General features: G+C 77.4%; 23 protein-coding genes. 9 read left to right on the top strand and 14 right to left on the bottom strand.

The window, feature by feature from the left end; genetic code table 11:
- The first annotated feature begins 105 nt into the window (after positions 1–105).
- Positions 106–2,277, top strand: coding sequence for a SpoIIE family protein phosphatase (locus BLS82_RS04125; RefSeq protein ID WP_092861774.1), 2,172 nt, complete (start codon positions 106–108; stop codon positions 2,275–2,277).
- Positions 2,278–2,282: 5 nt separating this feature from the next.
- On the opposite strand, the gene BLS82_RS16280 is transcribed toward BLS82_RS04125, so the two are convergent.
- Both BLS82_RS16280 and BLS82_RS04115 read right to left on the bottom strand, forming a co-directional pair.
- Positions 2,283–3,311: a sensor domain-containing diguanylate cyclase gene (locus tag BLS82_RS16280; RefSeq protein ID WP_176818915.1), complete on the bottom strand. Its 1,029-nt coding sequence runs from the start codon at positions 3,309–3,311 to the stop codon at positions 2,283–2,285.
- A 134-nt stretch (positions 3,312–3,445) separates the two neighbouring features.
- Entirely contained in the window at positions 3,446–4,426 is a 981-nt protein-coding gene (locus BLS82_RS04115) for a YeiH family protein (protein WP_092861770.1), read from the bottom strand.
- A 97-nt stretch (positions 4,427–4,523) separates the two neighbouring features.
- On the opposite strand from BLS82_RS04115, the gene BLS82_RS04110 reads away from it, so the two are divergent.
- Positions 4,524–4,913, top strand: a complete 390-nt coding sequence (locus BLS82_RS04110; RefSeq protein WP_218123517.1) for a TIGR03618 family F420-dependent PPOX class oxidoreductase — start codon at positions 4,524–4,526, stop codon at positions 4,911–4,913.
- On the opposite strand, the gene BLS82_RS16275 is transcribed toward BLS82_RS04110, so the two are convergent.
- Entirely contained in the window at positions 4,867–6,495 is a 1,629-nt protein-coding gene (locus BLS82_RS16275; protein ID WP_369811041.1) for an MFS transporter, read from the bottom strand. The genes BLS82_RS04110 and BLS82_RS16275 overlap by 47 nt on opposite strands.
- A gap of 229 nt (positions 6,496–6,724) precedes the next feature.
- Here BLS82_RS16275 and proC point away from each other — a divergent pair, with 229 nt between their 5' ends.
- From proC to BLS82_RS04090, 3 genes are all read left to right on the top strand, one after another.
- Positions 6,725–7,597 (top strand): pyrroline-5-carboxylate reductase, encoded by an 873-nt coding sequence (proC, locus tag BLS82_RS04100; RefSeq protein WP_255378088.1) that lies wholly within the window; start codon positions 6,725–6,727, stop codon positions 7,595–7,597.
- Between the two features lie 98 nt (positions 7,598–7,695).
- Positions 7,696–8,544 carry an aldo/keto reductase gene (locus BLS82_RS04095; protein WP_092861764.1) on the top strand — a complete coding sequence of 283 codons (849 nt, stop codon included), beginning with the start codon at positions 7,696–7,698 and terminating at the stop codon, positions 8,542–8,544.
- Between the two features lie 214 nt (positions 8,545–8,758).
- The gene (locus BLS82_RS04090) at positions 8,759–9,997 is read left to right on the top strand and encodes a serine hydrolase domain-containing protein (protein ID WP_092861762.1); all 1,239 of its coding nucleotides are present in this window, start codon (positions 8,759–8,761) and stop codon (positions 9,995–9,997) included.
- Positions 9,998–10,083: 86 nt separating this feature from the next.
- Here the strand turns inward: BLS82_RS04090 and BLS82_RS04085 are convergent, their stop codons facing one another.
- The 8 genes from BLS82_RS04085 to nagA form a co-directional block, all read right to left on the bottom strand.
- Positions 10,084–10,749, bottom strand: a complete 666-nt coding sequence (locus BLS82_RS04085; RefSeq protein ID WP_092861760.1) for a peptidoglycan-binding domain-containing protein — start codon at positions 10,747–10,749, stop codon at positions 10,084–10,086.
- A 118-nt stretch (positions 10,750–10,867) separates the two neighbouring features.
- Positions 10,868–11,809, bottom strand: a complete 942-nt coding sequence (locus tag BLS82_RS04080; RefSeq protein ID WP_092861758.1) for a 1,4-dihydroxy-2-naphthoyl-CoA synthase — start codon at positions 11,807–11,809, stop codon at positions 10,868–10,870.
- Positions 11,810–11,844: 35 nt separating this feature from the next.
- Positions 11,845–12,048, bottom strand: a complete 204-nt coding sequence (locus tag BLS82_RS15200; protein ID WP_143028737.1) for a type II toxin-antitoxin system PemK/MazF family toxin — start codon at positions 12,046–12,048, stop codon at positions 11,845–11,847.
- Positions 12,049–12,178: 130 nt separating this feature from the next.
- Positions 12,179–12,823 carry an HAD family hydrolase gene (locus BLS82_RS04075; protein WP_176818913.1) on the bottom strand — a complete coding sequence of 215 codons (645 nt, stop codon included), beginning with the start codon at positions 12,821–12,823 and terminating at the stop codon, positions 12,179–12,181.
- Entirely contained in the window at positions 12,820–13,293 is a 474-nt protein-coding gene (locus BLS82_RS04070) for a PTS sugar transporter subunit IIA (RefSeq protein ID WP_218123515.1), read from the bottom strand. The genes BLS82_RS04075 and BLS82_RS04070 overlap by 4 nt, the downstream gene beginning before the upstream one ends.
- Positions 13,290–13,520, bottom strand: coding sequence for a PTS sugar transporter subunit IIB (locus BLS82_RS04065; protein ID WP_092861754.1), 231 nt, complete (start codon positions 13,518–13,520; stop codon positions 13,290–13,292). The genes BLS82_RS04070 and BLS82_RS04065 overlap by 4 nt, the downstream gene beginning before the upstream one ends.
- Positions 13,521–13,580: 60 nt before the next feature.
- Positions 13,581–14,615: an SIS domain-containing protein gene (locus BLS82_RS04060; protein WP_092861752.1), complete on the bottom strand. Its 1,035-nt coding sequence runs from the start codon at positions 14,613–14,615 to the stop codon at positions 13,581–13,583.
- Positions 14,616–14,655: 40 nt separating this feature from the next.
- Positions 14,656–15,843 (bottom strand): N-acetylglucosamine-6-phosphate deacetylase, encoded by a 1,188-nt coding sequence (nagA, locus tag BLS82_RS04055; RefSeq protein WP_218123513.1) that lies wholly within the window; start codon positions 15,841–15,843, stop codon positions 14,656–14,658.
- 166 nt (positions 15,844–16,009) lie between these two features.
- Here nagA and BLS82_RS04050 point away from each other — a divergent pair, with 166 nt between their 5' ends.
- On the top strand, positions 16,010–16,732 hold the full coding sequence (locus BLS82_RS04050; protein ID WP_218123512.1) for a GntR family transcriptional regulator: 723 nt from the start codon (positions 16,010–16,012) through the stop codon (positions 16,730–16,732).
- 31 nt (positions 16,733–16,763) lie between these two features.
- On the top strand, positions 16,764–18,044 hold the full coding sequence (locus BLS82_RS04045) for a PTS transporter subunit EIIC (RefSeq protein ID WP_092861746.1): 1,281 nt from the start codon (positions 16,764–16,766) through the stop codon (positions 18,042–18,044).
- Between the two features lie 15 nt (positions 18,045–18,059).
- Here the strand turns inward: BLS82_RS04045 and BLS82_RS04040 are convergent, their stop codons facing one another.
- Positions 18,060–19,154, bottom strand: a complete 1,095-nt coding sequence (locus BLS82_RS04040; protein WP_255378087.1) for an AbrB family transcriptional regulator — start codon at positions 19,152–19,154, stop codon at positions 18,060–18,062.
- A gap of 31 nt (positions 19,155–19,185) precedes the next feature.
- Positions 19,186–19,704 carry a pyridoxamine 5'-phosphate oxidase family protein gene (locus BLS82_RS04035; protein ID WP_092861742.1) on the bottom strand — a complete coding sequence of 173 codons (519 nt, stop codon included), beginning with the start codon at positions 19,702–19,704 and terminating at the stop codon, positions 19,186–19,188.
- A 129-nt stretch (positions 19,705–19,833) separates the two neighbouring features.
- Here BLS82_RS04035 and BLS82_RS04030 point away from each other — a divergent pair, with 129 nt between their 5' ends.
- Entirely contained in the window at positions 19,834–20,703 is an 870-nt protein-coding gene (locus tag BLS82_RS04030) for an SDR family NAD(P)-dependent oxidoreductase (protein ID WP_218123511.1), read from the top strand.
- Between the two features lie 90 nt (positions 20,704–20,793).
- Here the strand turns inward: BLS82_RS04030 and BLS82_RS04025 are convergent, their stop codons facing one another.
- On the bottom strand, positions 20,794–22,155 hold the full coding sequence (locus BLS82_RS04025; protein ID WP_092861739.1) for a Cache 3/Cache 2 fusion domain-containing protein: 1,362 nt from the start codon (positions 22,153–22,155) through the stop codon (positions 20,794–20,796).
- A 110-nt stretch (positions 22,156–22,265) separates the two neighbouring features.
- Here BLS82_RS04025 and BLS82_RS04020 point away from each other — a divergent pair, with 110 nt between their 5' ends.
- On the top strand, positions 22,266–23,300 hold the full coding sequence (locus BLS82_RS04020) for an o-succinylbenzoate synthase (RefSeq protein WP_092861737.1): 1,035 nt from the start codon (positions 22,266–22,268) through the stop codon (positions 23,298–23,300).
- The last annotated feature ends 121 nt before the right edge of the window (positions 23,301–23,421 follow it).

Genomic DNA, 23,421 nt, shown 5'->3' with positions numbered 1-23,421 from the left:
GGCCGACCTCTCGGGGTCGGTCGCCAGCGGGCCGTTGTCACGTCTGGCCACCGCGATGGCATCACTTTGCGATGATGAAGACGCACAGCCAGTGAGGGAGGGTGCGTGGACGAGCTCGGTGGGGCGCGGAGCGACGCGGGCGGCGGGGCGGGCGCCGCGGAGCTCCTGGAGCTGGCGGCCATGGCGGCGCGGCTGGGCCGCCAGGACCTGCACGAGGCGCTGCGCAGCGTCACCGACGCCGGCGTGCGCCTGACCGGCGCCCAGTACGGCGCGTTCTTCCACAGCGGCGAGGACGAGCTGGGCGACCGCCTCGACGTCTTCATGCTCTCCGGGGAGCCCTCCACCGCCTTCCCGGACGAGGTGCCGGTGCGGCACACCGCCCTGTTCGCGCAGACCTTCTCCGGGCGGGGGGCCGTGCGGGTCGCCGACGTCCTGACCGACCCGCGCTACGGCGGCAACGCCTCCGGCGGCGTCCCCGACGGGCACGTGCCGGTGCGCAGCTACCTCGCCGTCCCCGTCGTCACCCCCGAGGGCAGGGTCATCGGGGCGCTGCTGTTCGGGCACCGCGAGCCGGGCCGCTTCGACGAGCGCTCGGAGGTGGCGGCCCTCGCGGTCGCCTCCCACGCCGCCACGGCCGCGGAGAACGCCCGCCTGCTCGGCTCCGCCCACCGCGCCCTCGAGGAGGCCGAGGCCAGCGCCCGCCGCCTGGAGCTGCTGCAGCGGATCACGGCGCTGCTGTCCACGGCCGTGTCCACCGCCCAGATCACCCGGCGGGTGCCGGCGGCGCTCACGCGCGCCCTCGGGTGCACCCGCGCCCACGTGCTCCTGCTCGACCCGCTGCCGGACGGCGCGCGCACCCCCGCGCTCGTCGAGGCCGCGGCCCGCTCCTTCGCCGCGGCCCCGGCGGCCGTGCGCGATCCCGCCACCCGCGCCGCGGCGACGGGGGTCCCGGTGCTGGAGGGCCCGGTGCTCGCCGTGCCGCTGACGGACCGCCTGCGCCGCCCCCTCGGCGTCCTCAGCACCACCTGGGCCGGCGCCGCGGGCGCGGCCGGCGCCGGCGGCGACGTCTCCGACCTCCTCCTCGCCGTGGCCGGGCAGGTCGCCCAGGCCCTCGAGCGCACGCGCCTGTTCGACGCCGAGCGGCGCGCCCGCGACGAGCTCGCGGCGTCCGTCACGGCCCTGACCGACCTCTCGCGCACGCTGCAGCGCAGCCTGCTGCCGCGCCGGCTGCCCCGCCTCGAGCGGGTGCAGGTCGCGGTGCGCTACCAGCCCGCGGTCTCCGGCGCCGAGGTCGGCGGCGACTGGTACGACGTCATCGAGGCCGAGGACGGGCTGGCCACCTTCGTCATCGGGGACGTGCAGGGCCACAGCACCACCGCCGCCGCCCTCATGGGCCAGCTGCGCACCGCCGTGCGCGCCTACGTCACCGAGGGCCACGACCCGGCGACGGCGCTGGCGCGCACCAGCGCCGTGCTCCTGGCCATGGACGCCGAGCTGTTCGCCACGTGCTGCCTGGCGCAGCTGGACCAGGTGACGGGGGAGCTGCACCTGGCCACCGCCGGCCACCCGGTGCCGCTGGCGCTGGTCGCGGACGGCCGCGTGGCGGAGGTGCAGGTGCCGGCCGGGCCGCCGCTCGGCATCGTCGAGGGCGCCGCGTACTCCACGCGGCGCCTGCGGCTGGACGAGCGCACGCGGCTGCTGCTCTACACCGACGGGGTCGTCGAGTCACCGGCGCACCCCCTCGAGGAGGGCGTCGCCGCCGTCCGCGAGGCCGCCCTCGCCCACCGGGACGGCACGTGCGACGAGCTCGCCGACAGCATGATGGCGGGCATCCCGCACCGGCTGGCGGACGACGCGGCCCTGCTCGTGCTCGACTACGCCGGGCCGCGGGCGCGCCGCGAGGAGCTCGTCACCGCCCTGCCGCCGCACCTGGGCGCGGTCGGGGACGCCCGCCGGTTCCTGCGCCGGGCCCTCGCCGACTGGGGCGTCGACGGGCGCACGCGGGACGACGCCGAGCTGATCACCAGCGAGCTGGTCACCAACGCCGTCACCCACACGGGCGACCCGGCCCAGCTGTCGCTGGTGCGCGAGCCGGACGCCGGGTGGCTGCGCATCTGCGTGGTCGACGGCTCCACGCGCCACCCTCGGCGCCGGGAGGCCGGGCCGGAGGCGCTGGGCGGGCGGGGGCTGGCGATCGTCGACGTCCTCGCTGAGTCGTGGGGGGTGGCGCCGCAGGGCGAGGGCAAGGCGGTCTGGGCCCAGCTGACCCTGTCCTGACCCGGTCAGCCGCGGTGGCTGCCGGCGCGGGCCTGCTTGTCGGCGTACATCGCGTCGTCGGCGACCCGCCAGGCGGCGCGCACCGTCCCGGCGCCCTCGCGGGCGGCGGCGCCGATGGAGGCGGCCACGCCCGCCGCGTGCAGGGTGCGCTGCAGGCGCGCCGTCCACGCGGCGGTGTCGTCCGCCGCCGCCTCGGTGGCGATGAGCGCGAACTCGTCCCCGCCGATGCGCGCCACGTGGTCCGGGGGCCGGCTGGCGGTCTCGAGCAGCTTCGCCGTCAGCAGGAGCAGCTCGTCGCCGGCCTCGTGGCCGCGGGCGTCGTTGACGGCCTTGAGGTCGTCCAGGTCGAGGACGGCGACCGCGCAGGAGGTGCCGTGGCGCGCGCAGCGCTGCTCCTCCGCCTCCACGGCGCGGTCCCAGCCGCGGCGGTTGAGCAGGCCGGTGAGCCCGTCGCGCTCGGCCAGGGCGTACGCCGCCGCGGCCGCGGCCGACCGCTCGGCGGCCAGCCGCTCCTTGGACAGCAGCGTGCTCAGCTGGCGGGCCAGCAGCTCCACCAGCGGCAGCTCCGCCGCCAGGGTCGCGGGCTGCTCGTGCGAGGACAGCGCGCACAGGGTGCCGAACAGCCGGCCGTCCTCGTCCAGGAGCGGCACGCCCACGTACGCCCCGACCTTGAAGCGGGCGTTGAACTCCGCCGCCGCGTACGCCGGCTCGCGCCGGGCCCGCGGAGCGACCCTCGGGCCCGCGCCGGCGACCATGCGGGCGCAGTACGACTCCGCCCAGGGCAGCACCGCCCCGGCGGGGATGGGGAAGCCCGTCGAGCGCGCGACGAGCACCTCCTGGTGGTCCTCGCGCACGCGCGTGACCGCCCACAGCTCCATGCCGAGGCGGGCCTGCAGCAGGGCGAGGACGCCGTCCGCCGCCTCGGCGAAGCCGTTCCACGGGCCCACCGGCGCGAGGTCCGCGCCGCGGACGCCCGCGTCGTCGGCGACGGCGAGCACCGGGGGCTGCTCGGGGGACTGGGAAGTGGGCTCCATCGACCTGCTCCGTCCTGTGCTCCGTCCTGCTCGCGTCGAGCGGCTGGAGGCCTCGACCGCGACGGGCGACCGGCGCAGCCAGTGAGCAGCACCGGGCGCGGCGGTGTCAAGGACCATCCGGCCCCCGATCGCCCTCACCCTCCGGTCAGGCGCACACCCGCGCAGGCGGTGGCCGCCACGAGCGCCCACGAGCCCAGGCCGAGCGCCAGCGCCCGGCCGCCCGTGCGGCGCAGCACCGCCCAGCGCACGCCCGTGCCGAGCCCCACGAGCGCCGCGACCAGCAGCACCTGCTGCACCCGCTCGGCCGCGGCCAGCGGGGCGGCGGGCAGCGCACCGGTGCTGGCCACCGCGACCGCGAGGAGGAAGCCCGCCACGAACAGCGGGACGACGGGCGGGCGCCGGACGCCGCCCGCGCCGGTGGCCGCCGCGACGCGGCGGCGGGCCGAGAGCGCGACCAGCGCGACCAGCGGCGCGAGCAGCACCACGCGCGCCAGCTTGACCACCACGGCCGCCTCCAGGGCGCCGTCCACGCGGCTCGCGGTGGCCACCACCTGCCCGACGTCGTGCACGCTGGCGCCCACCCAGGCGCCGAAGGCCGCCGGGTCCAGGCCGAGCGGCGCGCGCAGCGCGGGCAGCAGGAGGATCGCCAGGCTGCCGCACAGGACGACGAGCGCCACGGCCACCGCGGCGTCCTCGTCGTCGGCGTCGGTCACCGGCCGCACCGCCGCCACGGCCGACGCCCCGCAGATCGCGAAGCCCGCGGCCACCAGCACCGACCGCCCGCGCGGCACCCCGAGCGCCCGCCCGAGCAGCTGCGTGCCCGTGAAGGTGACCGCGACCGTGACCAGCACGACGGCGAGGCCCGCCGCCCCCAGGTCCGCCAGCTGGGGCAGCGCCACCTGCAGCCCGAGCAGCACCACGGCGGTGCGCAGCAGCCGGGAGGCGGCGAAGCGGGTGCCCGCGCGCAGCACCGGCCGGTGCAGCCCGGTGTTCGCCACCACGGCCCCCAGCAGCACCGCGGCGGTCGGGGCGCCCAGGCCCGGCACGGAGCCCGCGACGGCGAGCGCGAGCGCCGTCGCGACCGCGACGAGCACGAGCCCGGGCAGCACCGCCATCCGCCCTCCCGCCTCCCGGGCGCGCTGCGTCCGGCGACCGTACGGTAGACGCGTCAACCGCCGGACGAGCTGACGAGGGGGCCCGCACGTGGCGAGCATGGACGACGCAGGGGTGCGCAGGCTGTTCGAGCAGAGGAACCACGCGGTCATCTCGACGCTCGAGGAGGACGGGGCGGTCCACAGCACCGTGGTGTGGGTGGACCTGCGGGACGGCCGCCCCGCCGTCAACAGCGCGGTGGGGCGGCGGTGGCCGGACAACCTCGAGCGCGACCCCCGCGCCACGCTCGTCGTCTACGACGAGTCCAACCCCTACGAGTACGTCGAGGTCAGGGGCCGGGCGCGGGGCACCACCGAGGGCGCCGACGCCCACATCGACCGGCTGGCGAAGAAGTACCTCGACGCCGACGCCTACCCCTTCCGCCAGGAGGGGGAGCAGCGCATCACCTACCTGATCGAGCCGTCGAAGGTGCGGCACCAGAAGCAGTGACCGCCCCGGCCGGGGCGGGCTCCCCGCCCCGGCCGGCGCCCGGCCCGGTGGTCGCGCCGTCCTCGGGGGTCGCGCCGTCCTCGGGGGTCGCCGACGGCTCGACGTCGATCGTCGTGCGCAGCGGCACCTCGCGGATGAGGAGCACCGAGGCCAGCGTGACGAGCGCGACGGCGGCGGCGATGGCGAACACGGTGCCAGTCGCGTCGCCGTACGCCGTCCGCACGACCTCCTGCACCGGCGCCGGCAGGGCGGAGAGGTCCAGCGTGGCGCCGTCCCCGGAGCCCGTCACCACGCCGAGGTCCGCGAGGCCCTGCGAGGACAGGTCGGCCACCCGGTTCGCCAGCACCGCGCCGAGGACGGCGACGCCGACCGCGCCGCCGAAGGTGCGGAAGAACGCGATCGACGCGCTGGCGGCCCCGACGTCCTGCGCGCGCACGGTGTTCTGGACGGCGAGGACGAGGTTCTGCATGAGCATGCCGGTGCCCAGGCCGACGAGGGCGATCTCCAGGCCCACCACCCACATCGGGGTCAGGTGGTCGAGGGAGCCGAGCAGGCCCAGGCCCGCGACCAGCAGCACCGAGCCGAGCACGAGGAACCGCTTCCACCGCCCGTAGCGGGTGATCAGCCGCCCGGAGACCACGGTGGCCACGAGGGAGCCGAGCACCTGCGGCAGGGAGAGCAGGCCCGCCGCGGTGGGGCTGTACCCGCGGGCGGTCTGGAAGTACTGGCCCAGGAAGACGCTCGAGCCGAACAGGGCGACGCCGACCGCGACGGAGCCGACGATGGCCAGGGCCGTGGTGCGCTCGGTGACGATCGCGGGCGGGATCACCGGCTCCCTCGCCGCGCGCTCGACGGCCGCGGTGGCGAGCAGGAGCACGACGCCGCCGCCGGCGAGGGCGGCGCTGCGCCACGACAGCCAGGGGAACCCGCCGTCCTGCCCGGCGAAGGAGACCCACAGCAGCAGGGCGCTGACGCCGGCGGTCAGGAGCAGGGCGCCGAGCCAGTCGATCGAGACGTCCTCGCGCCGCGCGGTGGTCACCTGCAGGCGCGCCTGCAGCACGCCCAGCGCGACGACGGCAAGGGGGACGCAGACGTAGAAGGTCCACCGCCACCCCAGCCACGGCGTGTCGACGATGACGCCGCCGAGCAGCGGGCCGCCGGACATCGCCACGGCCATCACGGCGCCCGTGTAGCCGGCGTACCGGCCGCGCTGGCGCGGCGGGATGACCGTGCCGATGATCGCCACGACCAGCGCCATCAGCCCCCCCATCCCGATGCCCTGGACGACGCGCGCGCCGATGAGGAACGGCACGTCCTGGGAGAGGCCGGCCGCGGCGGACCCGACGACGAAGACGACGAGGGAGAGCTGGACCAGCAGCTTCTTGTCGTACAGGTCCGCGAGCTTGCCCCACAGCGGCGTGGACGCCGCGTTGGCCAGCAGGGCCGCGGTGATCACCCACGCGTACTGGGTCTGCGTGCCCTGCAGGTCCGCGATGATCTGCGGAAGGGCGTTGGCGACGATCGTGGTGCTGAGCAGGGCGGTGAACAGCGCGGCGAGCAGGCCGGTGAGCGCCGCCAGGATCTCGCGGTGGCTCGTCTCGCCGTCGGGGACGGCCGTGGCGGGGTCGGTGGTCGCAGCGGTGGTCGCAGCGGTGGTCGCAGCGGTGGTCGCAGCGGTGGTCGCAGCGGTGGTCGTCTCGCGCGCGGGCACGGCACTCACCTCCTCTTGGTTCGTGAAAGCAACCTACCTGCCAACGCGCCGGTGCGCGCGCCTGTTCCGGCGCGGCGCCGGCGCGTCCTACGCTCGGCCGGTGCCCGAGCCCACGCCCGAGCCCTCGCCCGAGCCCGTCGACGGTACGGCCGCTCCTGCCGCCCCGGGGCTGCAGGTGGCGGTGCTGGGCACCGGCGTCATGGGCGAGGCCGTCCTCGCGGGCGTCCTGCGCGCCGGCACGCCGCCGTCCCGGGTGGCGGCCACGGCGCGGCGCGAGCAGCGCGCCCGCGAGCTCGCCGACCGCTACGGCGTGCCGGTGCTGCCCGTGGCGCAGGCGGCGTCCGCGCCGGTGCTCGTGGTCGGCGTCAAGCCCCAGCAGCTCGACGCGCTGCTGGCCGAGGCGTCCCCCCGCGTGCGGCCCGGGGCCCTCGTCGTCTCCCTCGTCGCCGGCGCGCCGACCGCGCGCCTCGAGGCGGCCCTGCCGCCCGGCACCGCCGTCGTGCGGACCATGCCGAACACCCCCGCCCTCGTCGGCGCCGGCACCACGCTGGTCGCGCCCGGCGCGAGCGCCGGCCAGGAGCACCTGGCCGCCGTCGAGCAGCTGCTCGCCGGCACCGGCCGCGTCATCCGCCTCCCCGAGGAGCAGCTGGACGCCGCCACGGGCGTCTCCGGCTCCGGCCCCGCCTACGCCTTCGCCTTCGTCGACGCCCTGGCCGAGGGCGGCGTGCACGCCGGGCTTCCGCGCGCGCTCGCGCTGCAGCTCGCCGTCTCCACCCTGGCCGGCGCCGCCCGCCTGCTGGAGGAGACGGGCGAGCACCCGGCGCTGCTGCGCGAGCGGGTGACCTCGCCGGCCGGCACGACCGCGGCGGCCCTGCGCGTGCTCGACGAGCGGGGGCTGCGCGCCGCGGTCGTCGACGCCGTCCTCGCCGCCGCGGCGCGCTCGCGGGAGCTGTCCGGGCCGCCGGCGCCCTGAGCCCGGGTCGCGCGCCGCGCGCGCAGCGGCCAGGCTCGCAGGGGCGCGCTCGCGACCGCGCGCCCCGACCGTGACGCCACACCGAGGAGCAGACGACGGTGACCGCAGTCCCGAGCATCCCCCTCAACAACGGCAGGACCATCCCGCAGCTCGGTTTCGGGACCTACCAGGTCGACCCGAGCGAGACGGTCGAGGCCGTCACCCGCGCCCTGGAGATCGGCTACCGGCACATCGACACCGCGCAGATGTACGGCAACGAGAAGGAGGTCGGCGAGGCCGTGCGGGCCTCCGGCCTGCCCCGCGACGACGTCTACCTCACCAGCAAGCTCAACAACGGGTTCCACCGCCCGGACGACGCGCGGCGGGCCTTCGACGGCACGCTCGCGGCGCTCGGCGTGGACCAGATCGACCTCTTCCTCATCCACTGGCCGCTGCCGACCCTCTACGACGGCGACTACGTCTCCACGTGGAAGGTGCTGGAGGAGTTCGCCGCCGACGGCCGGGCCCGCTCGGTCGGCGTGTCCAACTTCCAGGTCGCCCACCTCGAGCGGCTCGCCGCCGAGTGCGACGTCGTGCCCGCGGTCAACCAGATCGAGGTGCACCCGTACTTCACCAACGAGACCGTGCGGGCGTACGACCGGGAGCACGGCATCGCCACCGAGGCGTGGTCGCCGATCGCGCAGGGCGCCGTGCTCGACGACCCCGCCGTCACGCGCATCGCCGAGCGGGTCGGGCGCACCCCGGCCCAGGTGGTGCTGCGCTGGCACGTGCAGCGCGGCGACATCGTCTTCCCCAAGTCGGTGACGCCCTCGCGCATGCAGGAGAACTTCGCGATCTTCGACGTCGAGCTCTCCGACGACGACGTTCGCGCGCTCGCGGCGCTGGACAAGGGCGAGGAGGGCCGCACGGGCCCGAACCCGGACGTCTTCGACCACGTGCCGCGCTGACGACCTCCGGGTGCTGGGTCCGCGCGCGACCCGCCGGGCGGGTCGCGCGCGGACCCAGCACCCGACGCACGGGGTGCTCGCCGTGGCGGCGCGGGGCGGGGCGCAGTAGCGCTAGCACCACCGCGCACCGGCCAGCCAGCAGGATCGTCGCGCGCACCCCGCGGTGAGCACGATCGACGGGTCAGCAGGTCCCGTCGTCCGAGGAGCGATCCCCGTGTCCGTCCGCGCAGAGCAGTCGTCCCGTCCCCGCTACCCGTCGCCCTCCTCGCGCCGCAGGAGGGGCGCCCTGACCACCGGCGCGGCGGCGCTGTGCGGCAGCCTCGCGGTGGGCCTGCTGGCCCCCGCGGCCGCCAGCGCCGAGGCCCCTCCCCGCGCGAGGGGAGGCGTCGTCCAGCAGGAGCTCGACGCCCTGGTGCGCGCAGACGGCTTCCCCGGTGCCCTGGCCGCGGTGCGCACCCAGAACGGGAGGGTGCGCCACTACACCGCCGGGGTCGGGGACCTGGAGACCGGCAGGAAGGTCCCCGTGGACGGTCGGGTGCGCATCGCCAGCAACACCAAGACCTTCACCGCCACCGTGCTCCTGCAGCTGGTGCAGGAGGGGAGGGTCGACCTCGACGCCCCGGTCGAGGCCCACCTGCCGGGCCTGGTGCGCGGTGAGGGCATCGACGGCCACCGGATCACGGTGCGCCAGGTGCTGCAGCACACCAGCGGCCTGCCCGACTACGCCCGCGTCATCTACACCGACCCCACGGACCCGACCGAGGACCTGCACACCTACTTCGAGCCGCGCGCGCTGCTCGACATGGGGCTGAGCCAGCCGGCCCTGTTCGCCCCGGGCACCTCCTGGGCGTACAGCAACACCAACTACGCCGTCGCCGGCCTGATCGTCCAGGCGGTCACCGGCCGCCCGGTGGGGGAGGAGATCACCCGCCGGATCATCGAGCCCCTGCACCTGGAGGACACCTACTGGCCCGGGGAGGGCGAGCAGACCATCCGCGGCGAGCACCCCCGCGGGTACGCCTTCCCCCGCGCCGCGGACGGGACGGTGGTGCAGGGCCCGCTGGTCGACGTCACCGACCAGGACCCCTCCGCTCCCTGGGCCGCCGGGGCCCTGGTGTCCACCCCCGGCGACCTGCTCGCGTTCTTCACCGCCCTGGTCGAGGGCGAGCTGCTCTCGCCCGAGATGCTCGAGCAGATGCAGACCACCGTCCCGGTGCCGGCCGACCAGAGCCTGCGCGCCACCGGCGAGGAGTACGGGCTGGGCCTGCAGACCTTCCCCCTCAGCTGCGGCGGGATCGGGTGGACCCACGGCGGCGACATCAGCGGGACCGAGACCCGCGGTGCGGTCACCGAGGACGGGCGAGGGGTGATGATCGCCGTCACCGCCACGCCTCCCACCGTGGAGGCCTACGTCCACGTCGAGGAGGCGGTCGACGCCGCGATCTGCCGGTAGCACGGGAGCGGCGGTCGCGGTGGAGTCCACCGCGACCGCCGCTCGTGCGCCCCGAGCGGCCCGGAGCGGCCCGGAGCCGGCGCCGGTCAGCCCTCGAGCAGCCAGCCCGCGGCCTCGCGGGTGACCGGCCCGACCACGCCGTCCGCGGGGACGTTCGCCGCCCGCTGCAGGGCGGTCGTGGCGCTGCGGGTCCTCGGTCCGAAGGAGCCGTCCTGCGCGATGCGCGGGTGGTCGACCCGGCCGAGGTCGATCCCGGTGTTGACGATCCGCTGCCACTCGCGCACGTCGTCGCCGCGCGCACCCTGCTGCAGGCGCCGGCCCTCGCTCGCCTCGCCGCCGCTCGCCCCGATCCCGCCGATCCCGCTGGCGGCCGCCACCTCGGAGACGGCGGTGCGGGTCCTCGGGCCGACGACGCCGTCCTGCACGAGGTTCACCCGCGCCTGGGCCCGCTTCGTGGCCGACTGCGTGCCCGGCCCGAAGACGCCGTCCTCGGCCAGGGCGGGACCCTGGAGCTGGCCGGCGGCGACGAGGCGGTTGAGCAGGGCCTGCCACTCGCGCACCTGCGGGCCGCGGCTCCCGGCCTCCAGCAGCGGGGCCTGCGACGCGGCGGCCGCGGCGGCGGCCGTGACGGTCGCCGTGGCGGTCCCGCTGCGGGCGGCCGGTCCCGCGGCGACGGCGGCGGGGGAGGAGATGAGGACCAGGCCCGCGCAGGCGGCGAGGGCGGTGGTGGTCTTCCACGAGGTGGTGCGCACGATGGCCTCCGTCGGTCGATGTGCTCTGACGCGCTCCAGACGCGCCTGCGCACCCGTCCTGCTGCATCCAGGACGCGGTTCCTGGGACCGAGGTTCGCCCGGGCAGGGCGCGGGCGCGTCAGTAGTACCAGGGGAACGGCGACCAGTCGGGGGAGCGCCTGGCCAGGAAGGCGTCGCGCCCCTCCACCGCCTCGTCCGTCATGTACGCCAGGCGCGTGGCCTCCCCGGCGAAGACCTGCTGGCCCATCAGGCCGTCGTCCACGAGGTTGAAGGCGAACTTCAGCATCCGCTGCGCCGTGGGGCTCTTGCCGTTGACCTCCGCGGCCACCCCCAGCGCCACCCGCTCCAGGTCGGCGTGGTCGGCGACGAGGTTGACGGCGCCCATGTCGGCCATCTCCTGCGCCGAGTACGCCCGCCCGAGGAAGAAGACCTCCCGCGCCCGCTTCTGCCCGACCATGCGGGCCAGGTAGGCCGACCCGTACCCGGCGTCGAAGCTGCCGACGTCGGCGTCGGTCTGCTTGAAGCGGGCGTGCTCGCGGCTGGCGATGGTCAGGTCGCACACCACGTGCAGGCTGTGCCCGCCGCCGGCCGCCCAGCCGGGCACGACGGCGACGACGACCTTCGGCATGGTGCGGATCAGCCGCTGCACCTCCAGCACGTGCAGCCGCCCGCCCTCGGCGGCCGCCCGCGCGGCGTCCACGCTCTCGGCGGTCTCCCCGGTGGCGTACTGGTAGCCCGAGCGGCCGCGGACGCGCTGGTCGCCGCCGGAGCAGAACGCCCAGCCGCCGTCCTTCGCGCTCGGCCCGTTGCCCGTGAGCAGCACGCAGCCGACGTCGGGCGTGCGGCGGGCGTGGTCCAGGGCGCGGAACAGCTCGTCGACGGTGTGCGGCCGGAACGCGTTGCGCACCTGCGGCCGGTCGAAGGCGATGCGCACGGTGCCGCGGGCGCGGCCCTCGACCGTGCTGCGGTGGTAGGTGAGGTCGCTGAGGTCCTCGAAGCCGGGCACCACCGCCCACGCGGAGGGGTCGAACAGCTCGGAGACGTCGGGGCGCGCGCTCACCGGGGCACTCTAGGACCGGCGCCGTCGGAGCCGGCTCACGGCAGGTCGAGGAGGAGGCCCAGCACCGACGTCACGCGCAGGAGCAGCGGGGGATCGAGGGCGCCGAGCCGTTGCGCGCCTCGAGCGGTGGCGATGGCGCGCAGGTGGTCGGTCTGCACGCGCGAGGTGCTCGACAGCCCGTCGTCGGGCGTCGGCTCGACCTCGGTGCGCCACGGGTGGGCGCGGCGCGTGCTCGTCAGGGGCGGACGAGGCGCAGGGGGCCGGTGGACCGGGGCGCCGGTCCCGGGTGCTGCGGCGGACCCTGACCGTCGTGGTGTCGCTCACCCGTGCGGTGTGCGCTCCGGTAGACGCGATGGTCCGCGTCCGCCGTCACGGTGCTCCGACGTCGACCTGGTCCAGGTGCGCCACCACCTGCGTCGCGCCCGCGTCGCGCAGCAGGTCGGCGCTGGTCGTGGTCTCCACCCCGACCACGCGCCCGACGCCGGCGGCCACCGCCGAGCGGACGCCGGACGCGGAGTCCTCCACGGCCACCGCCTCGGCCGGGGGCACGCCCAGCAGCGAGCACGCGAGGGCGAACGGCGCGGGGTGCGGCTTGCCCTGCGCCACGGACTCGGCCGTGACCTCGGCGTCGAAGGCGCCGGCGTCCACGCCGAGCACCTGGCGCAGCGCGGGATCGACCCACGCGCGCGTCGCGGAGGTGACCAGCGCCAGCGCCACCCCGGCGGCGCGGGCGCGGCGCAGCAGCTCGCCCGCGCCGGGGGCGGCGCGCGCCAGCCGCGCGGTCTCGCGCAGGTGCGAGAGCACCTCCTCCACCAGCGCCCGCGGGTCCTCACCCGCCCACGGGCCCGGCTCGGTGGCCAGGACGTCGGCGCCCCGGCGCCCGACGAAGGTGCGCCGGTAGGTGTCCTCGTCGACGTGCCAGCCGCGGCTGGCGAAGAACGCCCGCCACGCCGCCCGGTGCGCCGGCTCGCTGTCGACGAGGGTGCCGTCGAGGTCGAGCAGGAGCGCCCTCACCGCTGCCAGGCCAGCAGCGCGTCACCCGGCTGCACGTCCCCGGACGCGAGGACGGTGACGGCGTCCGCGGGCGCGTCCAGGACCACCACGGGGCACACCGGCGAGCGCCCGCCCGCCTCGAGGGCCGCGGCGTCGAAGCTGACGACGGGCTGCCCGGCCGCCAGCTGCTCTCCCTCGGCCGCGTGCAGGGCGAAGCCGTCCCCGCGCAGCTGTACGGTGTCGATGCCGCAGTGCACGAGCACGCCCGCGCCGTCGTCGGTGAGGACGACGAAGGCGTGCGGGTGCGCCTTGACGAGCCTGCCCGCGACCGGGGAGACCGCCGTGACCGGCCCGCGCGGCGGGTCGAGCGCCGCGCCCGGCCCGACGATCGCCTGCGCGAATACCGGGTCGGGCACCTGCGCCAGCGCCAGCACGCGCCCCGGCAGCGGCGCGAGCACGCGCAGGCCCGCCGCCGCGGCGGCGCCCGTCACAGCAGGTCGTCGATGTCGCTGGCGACGACGTCCGCGGTGGGGCCGAGCACCACCTGGACGACGTCGCCGGAGGTGAGCACGCCGTGGGCGCCGGCGGCGCGCAGCGCCCTCTCGTCGACGAGGGAGGGGTCGCGCACCTCGGTGCGCAGCCGGGTGATGCACGGCTCGATCTCGACGACGTTCTGCGCGCCGCCGAGGGCGGCGAGGATGTCGGCTGCCTGGCTCACGGGACCTCCAGCGGGACGGGACGGGACGGGACGGGGTCGGGACTCGGTGCGGTGGCCGGCTCAGGCGCCCGGGTCGGTCTGGGTGACCTTGGACAGGCCGCGGGGCGCGTCGGGGTCGAGGCCCAGGCGCCGGGCGAGCGCCTCGACCGCGAGCTGGGCGGGGACGACGAGGGCGAGCGGCGCCACGGCCTCGGGCAGGTCGGGGCCGGGCAGGTGCAGCGAGCAGGCGGCGGCGAGGGCGTCGCCCCCGCCGAGGCCGACCGTGCGGGCGCCGCGCGCGGCGAGGTCGCGGGCCACCTGCGCCATGCCCTCGACGAGCGGGCCGTCCTGGGCGGCGACGAGCACCGCGACGAGACCCTCCCCGACGACCGCGATGGGGCCGTGGCGCAGGTCGGCGTACGACAGGCCCCGCACCGAGCGCAGGCACGTCTCCTCGATCTTCAGCGCCACCTCCAGGGCGGTGCCCATGACGAGCCCGCGCCCGCTGACCAGCACGTCGCGCGCGCCGGCCAGCTCCTCCACGGCCGCCTCGACGCCCTCGCGCCGCTCCAGCAGGCGGGCGACCTCGCCCGGCGCGCGCTCCAGGTGCGCGTCCAGGGCGGTGGGCTCCGGGGCCAGTGCGGTGCCGAGCACGGCCATCGCCGCCAGCTGCGTCGTGTACGTCTTCGTCGCGGGCACGGCGCGCTCGGGCCCGGCGCGCGTGACCAGCGCCAGGTCGGCGCCCGCGGCCAGCGGCGAGCCCTCCGCGTTGGTGACGGCCACCGTGCGCGCCCCGCAGGCGCGCGCCCACTCCTGGGTGGCGACGATCTCCCCGGTGCTGCCGGACTGGCTCACCGAGACCACCAGGGTCCGCGTGAGGTCCAGCGGTGCCCGGTAGTGGGTGGCGACGCTGGGCGCGGCCAGCGCCGCGCGGCGCCCGGCGTGCACCTCGAGCAGGTAGCGGGCGTAGACGGCGGCGTCGTCGGAGGACCCGCGCGCCACGAGCAGGACGTCGCGGGCGCCGTCGGCGAGGTCGCGCAGCCGCTCGCGCAGCGGCAGCAGCGCCTCCAGGGTGGCGGCGAGGGCCTGCGGCTGCTCGGCGACCTCGCGCGCCATGAGGGACGGCGGCGAGCTGCTCACGGCGCTCACCGCGCGCTCACCGCCGTTCCGACAGCTCGGGCGCGGCGGACCACGCCAGGCGCCCGCGCACCCAGGTCGCCCGCGCGCGCAGGGAGGACTCCCCGTCCGGGCCCAGGTGCACCAGGTCGGCGGCCGAGCCGGGCTCCAGGCGGCCGAGGTCGGTGCGCCCGAGGGCGTCGGCGGGCACGCGCGTCGCCGCCGCCAGGGCGGTGCCGAGGTCGACGCCGCACGCGACGGCGCCGGCCACCGCGTCGTCCATGCGCAGCGAGGAGCCGGCCATCGTGCCGTCGGCGCGCACCGGCGGCCCGTCGGCCGGGACCTCCACCTCCACCCCGCCCAGGGAGTAGCGGCCCGGGCGCATGCCGAGGGCGGCGGTGGCGTCGGTGACGAGCATGACCCGCCCCGGCGCGGCGGCGAAGGCGATCGCGACCGCGGACGGCGCCACGTGGTGGCCGTCGGCGATCAGGCCCACGGTGAAGCGCGGGTCGGCCAGCGCCGCGCCCACGACGCCGGGGTCGCGGTGGTGCAGCGGGCGCTGCGCGTTGAACAGGTGCGTGACCAGCGTCGCGCCGGCGTCGGCCGCGGCGCGCGCCTGCGCCTCGCTGGCGTCGGAGTGGCCCACCGCCACCCGCACGCCCGCGGCCGCGAGCCGGCGGACGGCGTCGAGGGCGCCGGAGCGCTCGGGCGCCAGCGTCAGGTACACCAGGTGCCCGCCGGCGGCGTCGACCAGCGCGTCGACGGCCTCGGGCGCGGGGTCGACCAGCAGGTGCTCGCGGTGGGCCCCGCGCCGGCGCGAGGAGAGGAAGGGCCCTTCCAGGTGCACCCCGACCGCGCGCGCGGCGCCGGGCAGCTCCTCCAGCCCCGGGTGCAGCGCGGCCCGGCGCCGCAGGGCGCCGGCCAGCTCCTCCACCGGCGCGGTGATGAAGGTGGGCACGGCGGCGGTGGTGCCGGTGGAGGGCAGCAGGCTGAGCACCTCGGACCAGCCGGCCGCGTCGGCGTCCACGAGGTCGTGGCCGAAGGCGCCGTTCAGCTGCGCGTCGACCAGCCCGGGGGCCAGGACGCCGTCCGCGAGCTCCGCGCTCGGGCGCGACGGCGGCTGCCCGGACCCGACGTCGACGACGCGCTCGCCCTCCCAGCGCACCCAGCCCGGCTCCAGCCAGGCGCTGCCGGTGTGCACGCGGGGGGCGGCGACGACCTCGACCACGGCACCTCCTCGTGCGGCGAGCCCTCGCGGGATCGGACGGGTCGAGCGGGGACCGAGCGGGGATTGACACGCCCCGGCGGGGCCTCCATGATCACGCGTCACTGGACCGTACCAGTCCGTACCAGCCCGGGGAAGCCTCCACCGGTGGCGGGAGAGGAGCATCGGCGTGCTGCTCGACGGCCCCGTTCCCAAGCACCAGCAGCTGCGCGACATCCTCACCGAGGCCGCGCGCACGACGCTGGGACCGGACGCGCCCATCCCCTCCGAGCGGGAGCTGACCGCGCGCTACGGCGTCAGCCGCGCCACGGTGCGCGAGGCGATCGGGCAGCTGGTCGGGGACGGCGTGCTGTACCGCATCCACGGCAAGGGCACCTTCGTCGCCCGCCCGCGCGTGCAGACCCACCTGCACCTGGCGTCCTTCACGCAGGACATGCGCCGGCGCGGGCACGAGCCGTCCACGCGGGTGCGCTCGGTGCGGCGCGAGGAGCCCCCGCGCGTCGCGGCGCACGCCCTGCGCCTGCCGCCGGGCGCCCCGGCCTGGCGCCTGGAGCGCCTGCGGCTCGCCGACGGCGAGCCCATGGCCCTCGAGCGCGGCTGGTACCCCGCGCAGCGGCTGCCGGACCTCGACGGGCAGGACCTCACGGGATCCCTCTACGAGCTGCTGGCCACCCGCTACGGGGCGGCCGTCGACAGCGGCGAGCAGGTGGTGTGGTCGGAGGTCGCCGACCCGGCCACGGCCCGGGCGCTCGCGGGCCCGAGCGGCCTGCCGGTGCTCGTCTTCCGCCGCACCTCCGCGGCCGGCGGCGCACCGGTCGAGCACGTCACCTCCTGGTACCGCGGCGACCGCTACCAGGTGCAGATGTCCCTCGGGCGCACCCCCGCGCCCTGAGGACCCACCCGCAAGCACCGCAGGAGGAACCATGGCCAGCGTCAGCGCCGACGCCACTGCGGGCGCGGGGCCCGGCGGCCGCCGGATCCCGGGCCTCGCCCAGCTGCAGCGCGTCGGCCGCAGCCTCATGCTGCCGATCGCCGTCCTGCCCGCCGCCGCCCTGCTGCTGCGCCTGGGGCAGGACGACCTGCTCGGCAGGGTCGGCGCGCTCGAGGAGGTCGCCGCCGTCATCGGCGCCGCCGGCGAGGCCCTGTTCGCCGACCTGCCGATGCTCTTCGCCGTCGGCGTCGCCATCGGCTTCGCGCGCAAGGCCGACGGGTCCACGGCCCTCGCGGCCGTGGTCGGGTACCTCGTCTTCACGGGCGTCACCGACGCGATGTCGCCGTTCGTGCTCGGCGCCGCGGCCGAGGGCGAGGAGCAGGAGCTCGTGGACTACGGCGTCCTCGGCGGCTTCGTGATCGGGCTCACCGCCGCGCTGCTGTGGCAGCGCTTCTACCGCACCGCGCTGCCGGACTACCTGGCCTTCTTCGGCGGCCGGCGCCTGGTGCCGATCGTCACCGCCGGGGTCGCGGTCGTCCTCGGCGTGCTCGCGAGCTTCCTCTACCCCGCCTTCGACGCCGTCCTGACGGTCTTCAGCGACGTCGTGACGTCGTCCACGGTCCTGGGCGGCTTCCTCTACGGCACCGTCAACCGGCTGCTCATCCCGCTCGGCCTGCACCACATCGTCAACTCCGTCGTGTGGTTCCAGGTCGGGGAGCACGAGGGCGCCCAGGGCGACATCGCCCGGTTCTTCGCCGGGGACCCCACCGCGGGCACCTTCATGACCGGCTTCTTCCCGATCATGATGTTCGCGCTGCCGGCCGCCGCCATCGCCATCTGGCACGAGGCCAGGCCCGCCCAGAGGAAGGTCGTCGGCGGCCTCATGCTCTCCGCGGCGCTCGTCAGCTTCGTCACCGGCGTCACCGAGCCGCTCGAGTTCTCCTTCATGTTCGTCGCGTTCCCGCTCTACGTCGTGCACGCGGTGCTCACCGGCACGTCGCTGGCGCTCGTCAACGCCCTCGGCATCCGCGACGGCTTCGGCTTCAGCGCCGGCGCCATCGACTACGTGCTGAACCTCGGCATCGCCGAGAGACCGCTGTGGATCATCCCCATCGGCCTGGGCTACGCCGTCGTCTACTACGTGCTGTTCCGCGTCATCATCCGCAGGTGGCGCCTGCGCACGCCGGGCCGCGAGGACGACGTCGTGGAGGACGCGACGTCCGACCGCGCCGGCCGCACGGCAGGGGCGGCGGAGCCGGGCGCGGCGTCCTGAGCGGGGCGCTGGTGCTCAGCCGCCGGCGCCCCCGGAGCGGGGGTGCCAGCGGCTGAGCACCAGCGCCAGCACCGGCGCGAGCAGCAGCATGACCACCAGGCGCAGCACCTGGACGGCGAGCACGAGCGTGGTGTCGGCGCCGACGTCGGCCGCGGTCGCCACCACGGCGTACAGCCCGCCCGGCGTCGTGGCCAGGTAGGCGTCGAGGGTGCTGGCGCCCGCCTGGCGCAGCAGCGGGACGCCGACAGCGGCCGTGGCGGCGGTGATCGCGACGACCAGGCCGAGGGCGGTCGGCAGGAGGCGGCCGACGAGCCGCAGGCTGCGGCGCGTGAAGCTCAGGCCCACCTCCAGGCCGATGACGGCGTAGGCCACCTGCACCACCGGGTCGGGGACGCCGGCCCCGGCCGTCCAGCCCGCCGCCGAGACGGCGAGGGCCAGCAGCATCGGCCCCAGCAGCGACCCGGCCGGCAGGCGCAGCCACCGGGCCAGCGCCGTGCCCGCCACCGCGCAGCCGACCGTGAGCGCGAGGTCGGCGGCCAGCGGGGCGTCGCGGACGAGCAGCCCCGCGCTGCCGGGAGCACCACCCGCGCCGCCGTCCTCGCCCGCGGCGACGAGCAGAGTCGTCACGCCCGGCATCAGCGCGACGACGAAGAGCACCCGCAGGTGCTGCACGACGGCGACGACGCGCTGGTCGGCGCCGAGCTGCTCGCTCATCGCCGTCAGGCCCGAGGCTCCGCCGGCCACCAGGGCGAAGGAGGCCGTCACCCGATCCACGCCCGGGTGCAGCCCGAACGCCAGGCCCGCCAGGAGGCTGAGCGCCAGGGTGGCCAGCACCGCCGCCAGGACGGCGGGCCAGTCGCCCGCCAGCCCGGACAGCGTCTGCGGCTGCACCAGGGCGCCGGACAGGACGCCGACGACGGCCTGGCCCGCCGTGCGCACGACGCCGGGCAGCCGCAGCCGGACCTCGCGCCGCCGCAGCCCCGGCACGCGCACCACCGCGGCCGCCAGGCCCATGAGCAGCCCGGCGAACAGGGGCGCCGCGGGCAGCCCGAGGACCGCCAGCCCCGCGGCCAGGGCCGCCGTCGCGGCGACGAGGACGACCCAGGGCACCGTCAGGGGCCGGCGGCGCGCGCCGCCGGCCTCACCGGCCGGGGAACTCCAGCTTCACGTCGTCCCCGGGAGGGGTCTGGGCGCCGCTGGCCAGGGTGCGGGCGAAGGCGACGGCCCGTCCGACCGCCGAGGAGGGCCCGTCCCAGACCTCGCCCTTGGTCGGGGTCACCCGCAGCAGGGCGACCTCGGGGTCCTCGGGGCCGTCGGGGAAGAAGGCCTTCAGCGGCGCGCTCCACAGCTCCTGCACCTTCGCGCGGTCGCGCACGAGCTCGGCGGTGCCCGTCACGCTCACCCACAGGTTGTCGCCCGGGTCGGCGTAGCCCAGGCCGACGTTCGGGTTCGCCGCGACGTCGCGGGCCTTCTGGCTGTCCGTGGAGGTGAAGAACCACAGCACGCCGTCCGGGCCGACGTCCGTGGTCGCCATGGGCCTGCAGTGCGGCTCCCCGTCCGCGCCGATCGTCGTCATCATCGCGAACCGCACGTCCTTGGTCTTCTCGGTCAGCAGGCCCACCGACTCCGACGGGTCGTCCACGGTGCTCGCCTCGGGCATGGGGTCTCCTCCTCGGTCGTGCTCGGACCCTCCCCGTACCCGGCGCCGTCGCCTCGACACGCGATGCTGGGGCACGGCCCCCACCGGCCCCTCGCCCGCCCCGCCCGTCCCCGACCGGAAGGCCCGCCCGTGCGCACCCCTGCCGACCCCAGCACCGACGCCCTGCCCCGCCTCAGCGGCCGCACCGCGGTCGTCACCGGCGCCAGCGCCGGCATCGGCGCCGCCGCGGCCCGGCGGCTGGCGGCGGCCGGCGCGGACGTCGTCCCCGTCGGCCGCTCGCCGGAGCGGACGGCGGCGATCGCGCGGGAGCTGGGCGTGGAGCCGCTCGTGGCGGACTTCGCGCGCCTGGACGACGTGCGGCGCCTGGCCGACCGGCTGCTGCAGCGCTGCGCGCGCATCGACGTCCTGGCCAACAACGCCGGCGGCCTCTTCCCGCGCCGGGAGGCGACCGCGGACGGCCACGAGAAGACGCTGCAGGTCAACCACCTGGCCCCGTTCCTGCTCACGGCCCTGCTGCGCGAGCGCCTGGAGGCGACGCCGGGCGCGCGGGTGATCACGACGAGCAGCGCCGGCAACCTGGCGGGGCGCATCGACGTGGACGACCTCGACGGCGCCCGCCGCCGGTACTCCTCCTTCCGCGCCTACGGCACCTCCAAGCTGCTCAACATCGTCTTCACGCGCGAGCTGTCGCGGCGCCTGGCGGGCACGGGGGTGAGCGCCACGGCCTTCCACCCCGGGCCCGTGGCCACCGACTTCGGCCGCGACTCGCGGGCCGCGGGGCTGGTCTACCGCACGCCGCTGCGCCGGCTGCTGCTCGTCCCCGCCGAGGCCGGCGCCGCGCCGCTGCTGTCGCTGGCGACGCGGCCGGACCCGCAGGAGGTCGACGGCGCCTACCTCGAGCGGTTCCGCCCCGGGCGGGCGCACCGGCAGGCGGACGACGCCGACCTGGCCCGGGCGGTGTGGGAGCGCTCGGCGCGGATGGTGGGCCTGCCGGCCTGAGCGCCCGCCGCGCCGGTCGGGGTCAGGAGTCGGTCGGGGTGAGGAGTCGGTCGGGGTGAGGAGTCGGTCGGGGTCAGGAGTCGGTCGGGGTCAGGAGTCGCGGGGGATGCCCACGAACAGGGCGCCGACGACCTCGCCGTCCGGGCCGGTGAGCGGGGCGTACGCCGTGGTGCACTCGCGGCCGACCACGACGGCCTCCCCGACGTAGGTCTCGCCGCGCAGCACGTGCTCGACGACGGCGCTGCGCTGCCCGTCCGCCGTGGTGCGGGGGATGTACGTGCCGACGGCGCGGCGCCCGTCGGCGGCGGGCACGGTGGTCGCCACCCGCAGCAGGTGGCCCTCGGGGCCCATGCGCTGGAAGACGGTGCACAGGCCGCCGACCTCGCGGACGACGTCGTCGACGACGGGCGCCGGCTGGGCCGGGTCGAGCACGCGGCCGAGCCAGGTGCCGCCGACGAGGAGCTGGGGGAGGACGGCCTCGTGGGGCTCGCCGGTGCTCTGGTCCACCGCCCGCCACGTGACCGTCTCGGCGCCCAGGGCGGCCCCGCCCAGGTCGTCGAGGTGGGCCTGGGCGGTGCTCAGCGCGGCGGCGACGAACGCGCGCCGCTGGACGTCGGCCAGCCGGACGACCGACGCCGAGATCGCCCCGGACCCGCGGGAGGCCTGCGTGCAGCTGTCGACGATCGCCGCGGCCTGGGCGCCCTGCTGCTCCACCGCCGCCGCCATGGACTGCCCGATCTCGTGCACCCGGGTGATGCTGACGCGCACCTCCTCCAGCGCGGCCGCGGCCTGCCCGGTCTCGCCCTGCACCGCGGCGATGCGCGCGGCGATCTGCCGCGCCGCCGTGGCGGTCTGCTCCGCCAGGCTGCGCACCTCGTCGGCGACGACGGCGAAGCCGCGGCCGGCCTCCCCGGCGCGCGCGGCCTCGATCGTGGCGTTCAGCGCCAGCGTCCGGCTCTGCTGGGTGATCGCGGTGATGAGGCGCACCGTGTCGCCGATCTGGGCCGCTGCCTCGCGCAGCCCGCCCACGCGCTCACCGGCGGCGTCGGCGTGCTGCACGGCGGAGGCGGCGACCTCAGCGGCGCTGCTCGTGCCGCGGGTGAGGTCGTCGATGGAGCTGCGCACGTCCTCCACCGCGCGCACGACGTCCTCGAAGCTGCGGCTGACCTGCTCGCTGGCCTGGGCCAGCGCCACCGTCTCGACCACCGCCTGCTCCCCGGCGTGCTCCTGCGCCGGCGAGGGACGGCGCCGGGCGGGAGGGCGGACGGGGCCGGTGACCGCCTGCGCCACCCGCGCGGTGACGGCCTCGGCGGTCTCCGGGGAGCCGCTCAGCTCCACCCGGCGCCGCACCAGCGCGGCGATCCGGGCGTCGACGGCGGCGAGGTCGAGCAGCTGCTCGTCCCCCGACCTCGACCAGGACCTCGACCTCGACCTCGTGCGCAGCAGTGCCATGCAGTCCTCCTCGGCACCGGCGGCGCCCGGCTTGACGCCCGCGGCGCCCTCCGGCGTCGGTCGTCCGGCGCCGGCCCCGGCAGCGGGGAGCGGACCGCCAGGATGGGGCCGTGCACACCGCCGCGAGCGCGCCGCCCCCGCCGCCGCCGCTGGACGACGTCCTGGCCTCCGCCGCCGTCGTGGCGCTGCCGCTGCGGGTGCCCTTCCGCGGCCTGGACGTGCGCGAGGCGGTGCTGGTGCGCGGCCCCGCCGGGTGGGGGGAGTTCGCGCCCTTCGCGGAGTACGACGACGCGGAGTCGGCGCCGTGGCTGGCCGCGGCGCTCGAGGCGGCCTGGAGCGGGTGGCCCGCCCCGCGCCGTCCGCGCGTGCCCGTCAACGCCACCGTGCCCGCGGTCGCGCCGCAGCAGGTGGCGGGCGTCCTCGCCGCCTTCCCCGGCTGCACGACGGCGAAGGTGAAGGTGGCGCAGCGGGGGCAGGACCTGGCCGACGACCTCGCCCGCGTCGCCCGGGTGCGCGAGCTGCTCGGGGACGGCGGGCGCGTGCGCGTCGACGCCAACGGCGCCTGGTCGGTCGAGCGGGCCGTGCGGGCGTTGACGGCCCTGGCCGCCGGCGGGCCGGTGGAGTACGCCGAGCAGCCGTGCGCGAGCGTGCCGGAGCTCGCCGAGCTGCGCGCCCGCCTGGCCGCGGCGGGCGTCGCCGTGCCGGTCGCCGCCGACGAGAGCGTCCGCCGGGCCGCCGACCCCCTCGCCGTCGCGCGCGCGGGCGCCGCCGACGTCGCCGTCCTCAAGGTCGCCCCGCTCGGCGGGGTGCGCCCGCTGCTGGCCCTCGCCGAGCGGCTGCGCGGAGAGCACGGGATGCCGGTGGTCGTCTCCAGCGCCCTGGACACGGCGGTCGGCGTCGCCGCCGGCCTGGCCGCGGCCGCCGCGCTGCCCGAGCCGCCGCCGGCGTGCGGGCTGGGCACGGGCGGGCTGCTCGCCGCTGACGTCGCCGCTCCCGCGCCGCTCGCGGCCGGGACGCTGCCCGCCGGACCCGTCGCCGCCGACCCGGCGCTGCTCGCCGCGCGCGCCGCGGCCCCCGCCCGCCGCGCCTGGTGGCTGCAGCGGCTGCGCCGCTGCCACGCCCTGCTCGCGCCCTCCCCGCCGTGATCATGCAGTTCCCGCCCGTTCCCCCCGCCGTGGTCGTGCAGTTCCCGCCCGATCCTCCCGCCGTGATCTTGCGATTCCCGCCCGCACCCCCCGCCGTGATCTTGCGATTCCCGACCGGGGG

This window comes from Quadrisphaera sp. DSM 44207 (assembly GCF_900101335.1).
Lineage (GTDB): Bacteria > Actinomycetota > Actinomycetes > Actinomycetales > Quadrisphaeraceae > DSM-44207.
This window is presented reverse-complemented; position numbering and strand designations above follow the sequence as displayed.

Coding starts and splice junctions, on each gene's coding strand:
- BLS82_RS16280 (WP_176818915.1), bottom strand. CDS start 3,311: ATGGAGCCCACTTCCCAGTCCCCCGAGCAGCCCCCGGTGCTCGCCGTC.
- BLS82_RS04115 (WP_092861770.1), bottom strand. CDS start 4,426: ATGGCGGTGCTGCCCGGGCTCGTGCTCGTCGCGGTCGCGACGGCGCTC.
- BLS82_RS04110 (WP_218123517.1), top strand. CDS start 4,524: ATGGACGACGCAGGGGTGCGCAGGCTGTTCGAGCAGAGGAACCACGCG.
- BLS82_RS04060 (WP_092861752.1), bottom strand. CDS start 14,615: ATGGCGCGCGAGGTCGCCGAGCAGCCGCAGGCCCTCGCCGCCACCCTG.
- BLS82_RS04045 (WP_092861746.1), top strand. CDS start 16,764: ATGGCCAGCGTCAGCGCCGACGCCACTGCGGGCGCGGGGCCCGGCGGC.
- BLS82_RS04035 (WP_092861742.1), bottom strand. CDS start 19,704: ATGCCCGAGGCGAGCACCGTGGACGACCCGTCGGAGTCGGTGGGCCTG.
- BLS82_RS04025 (WP_092861739.1), bottom strand. CDS start 22,155: ATGGCACTGCTGCGCACGAGGTCGAGGTCGAGGTCCTGGTCGAGGTCG.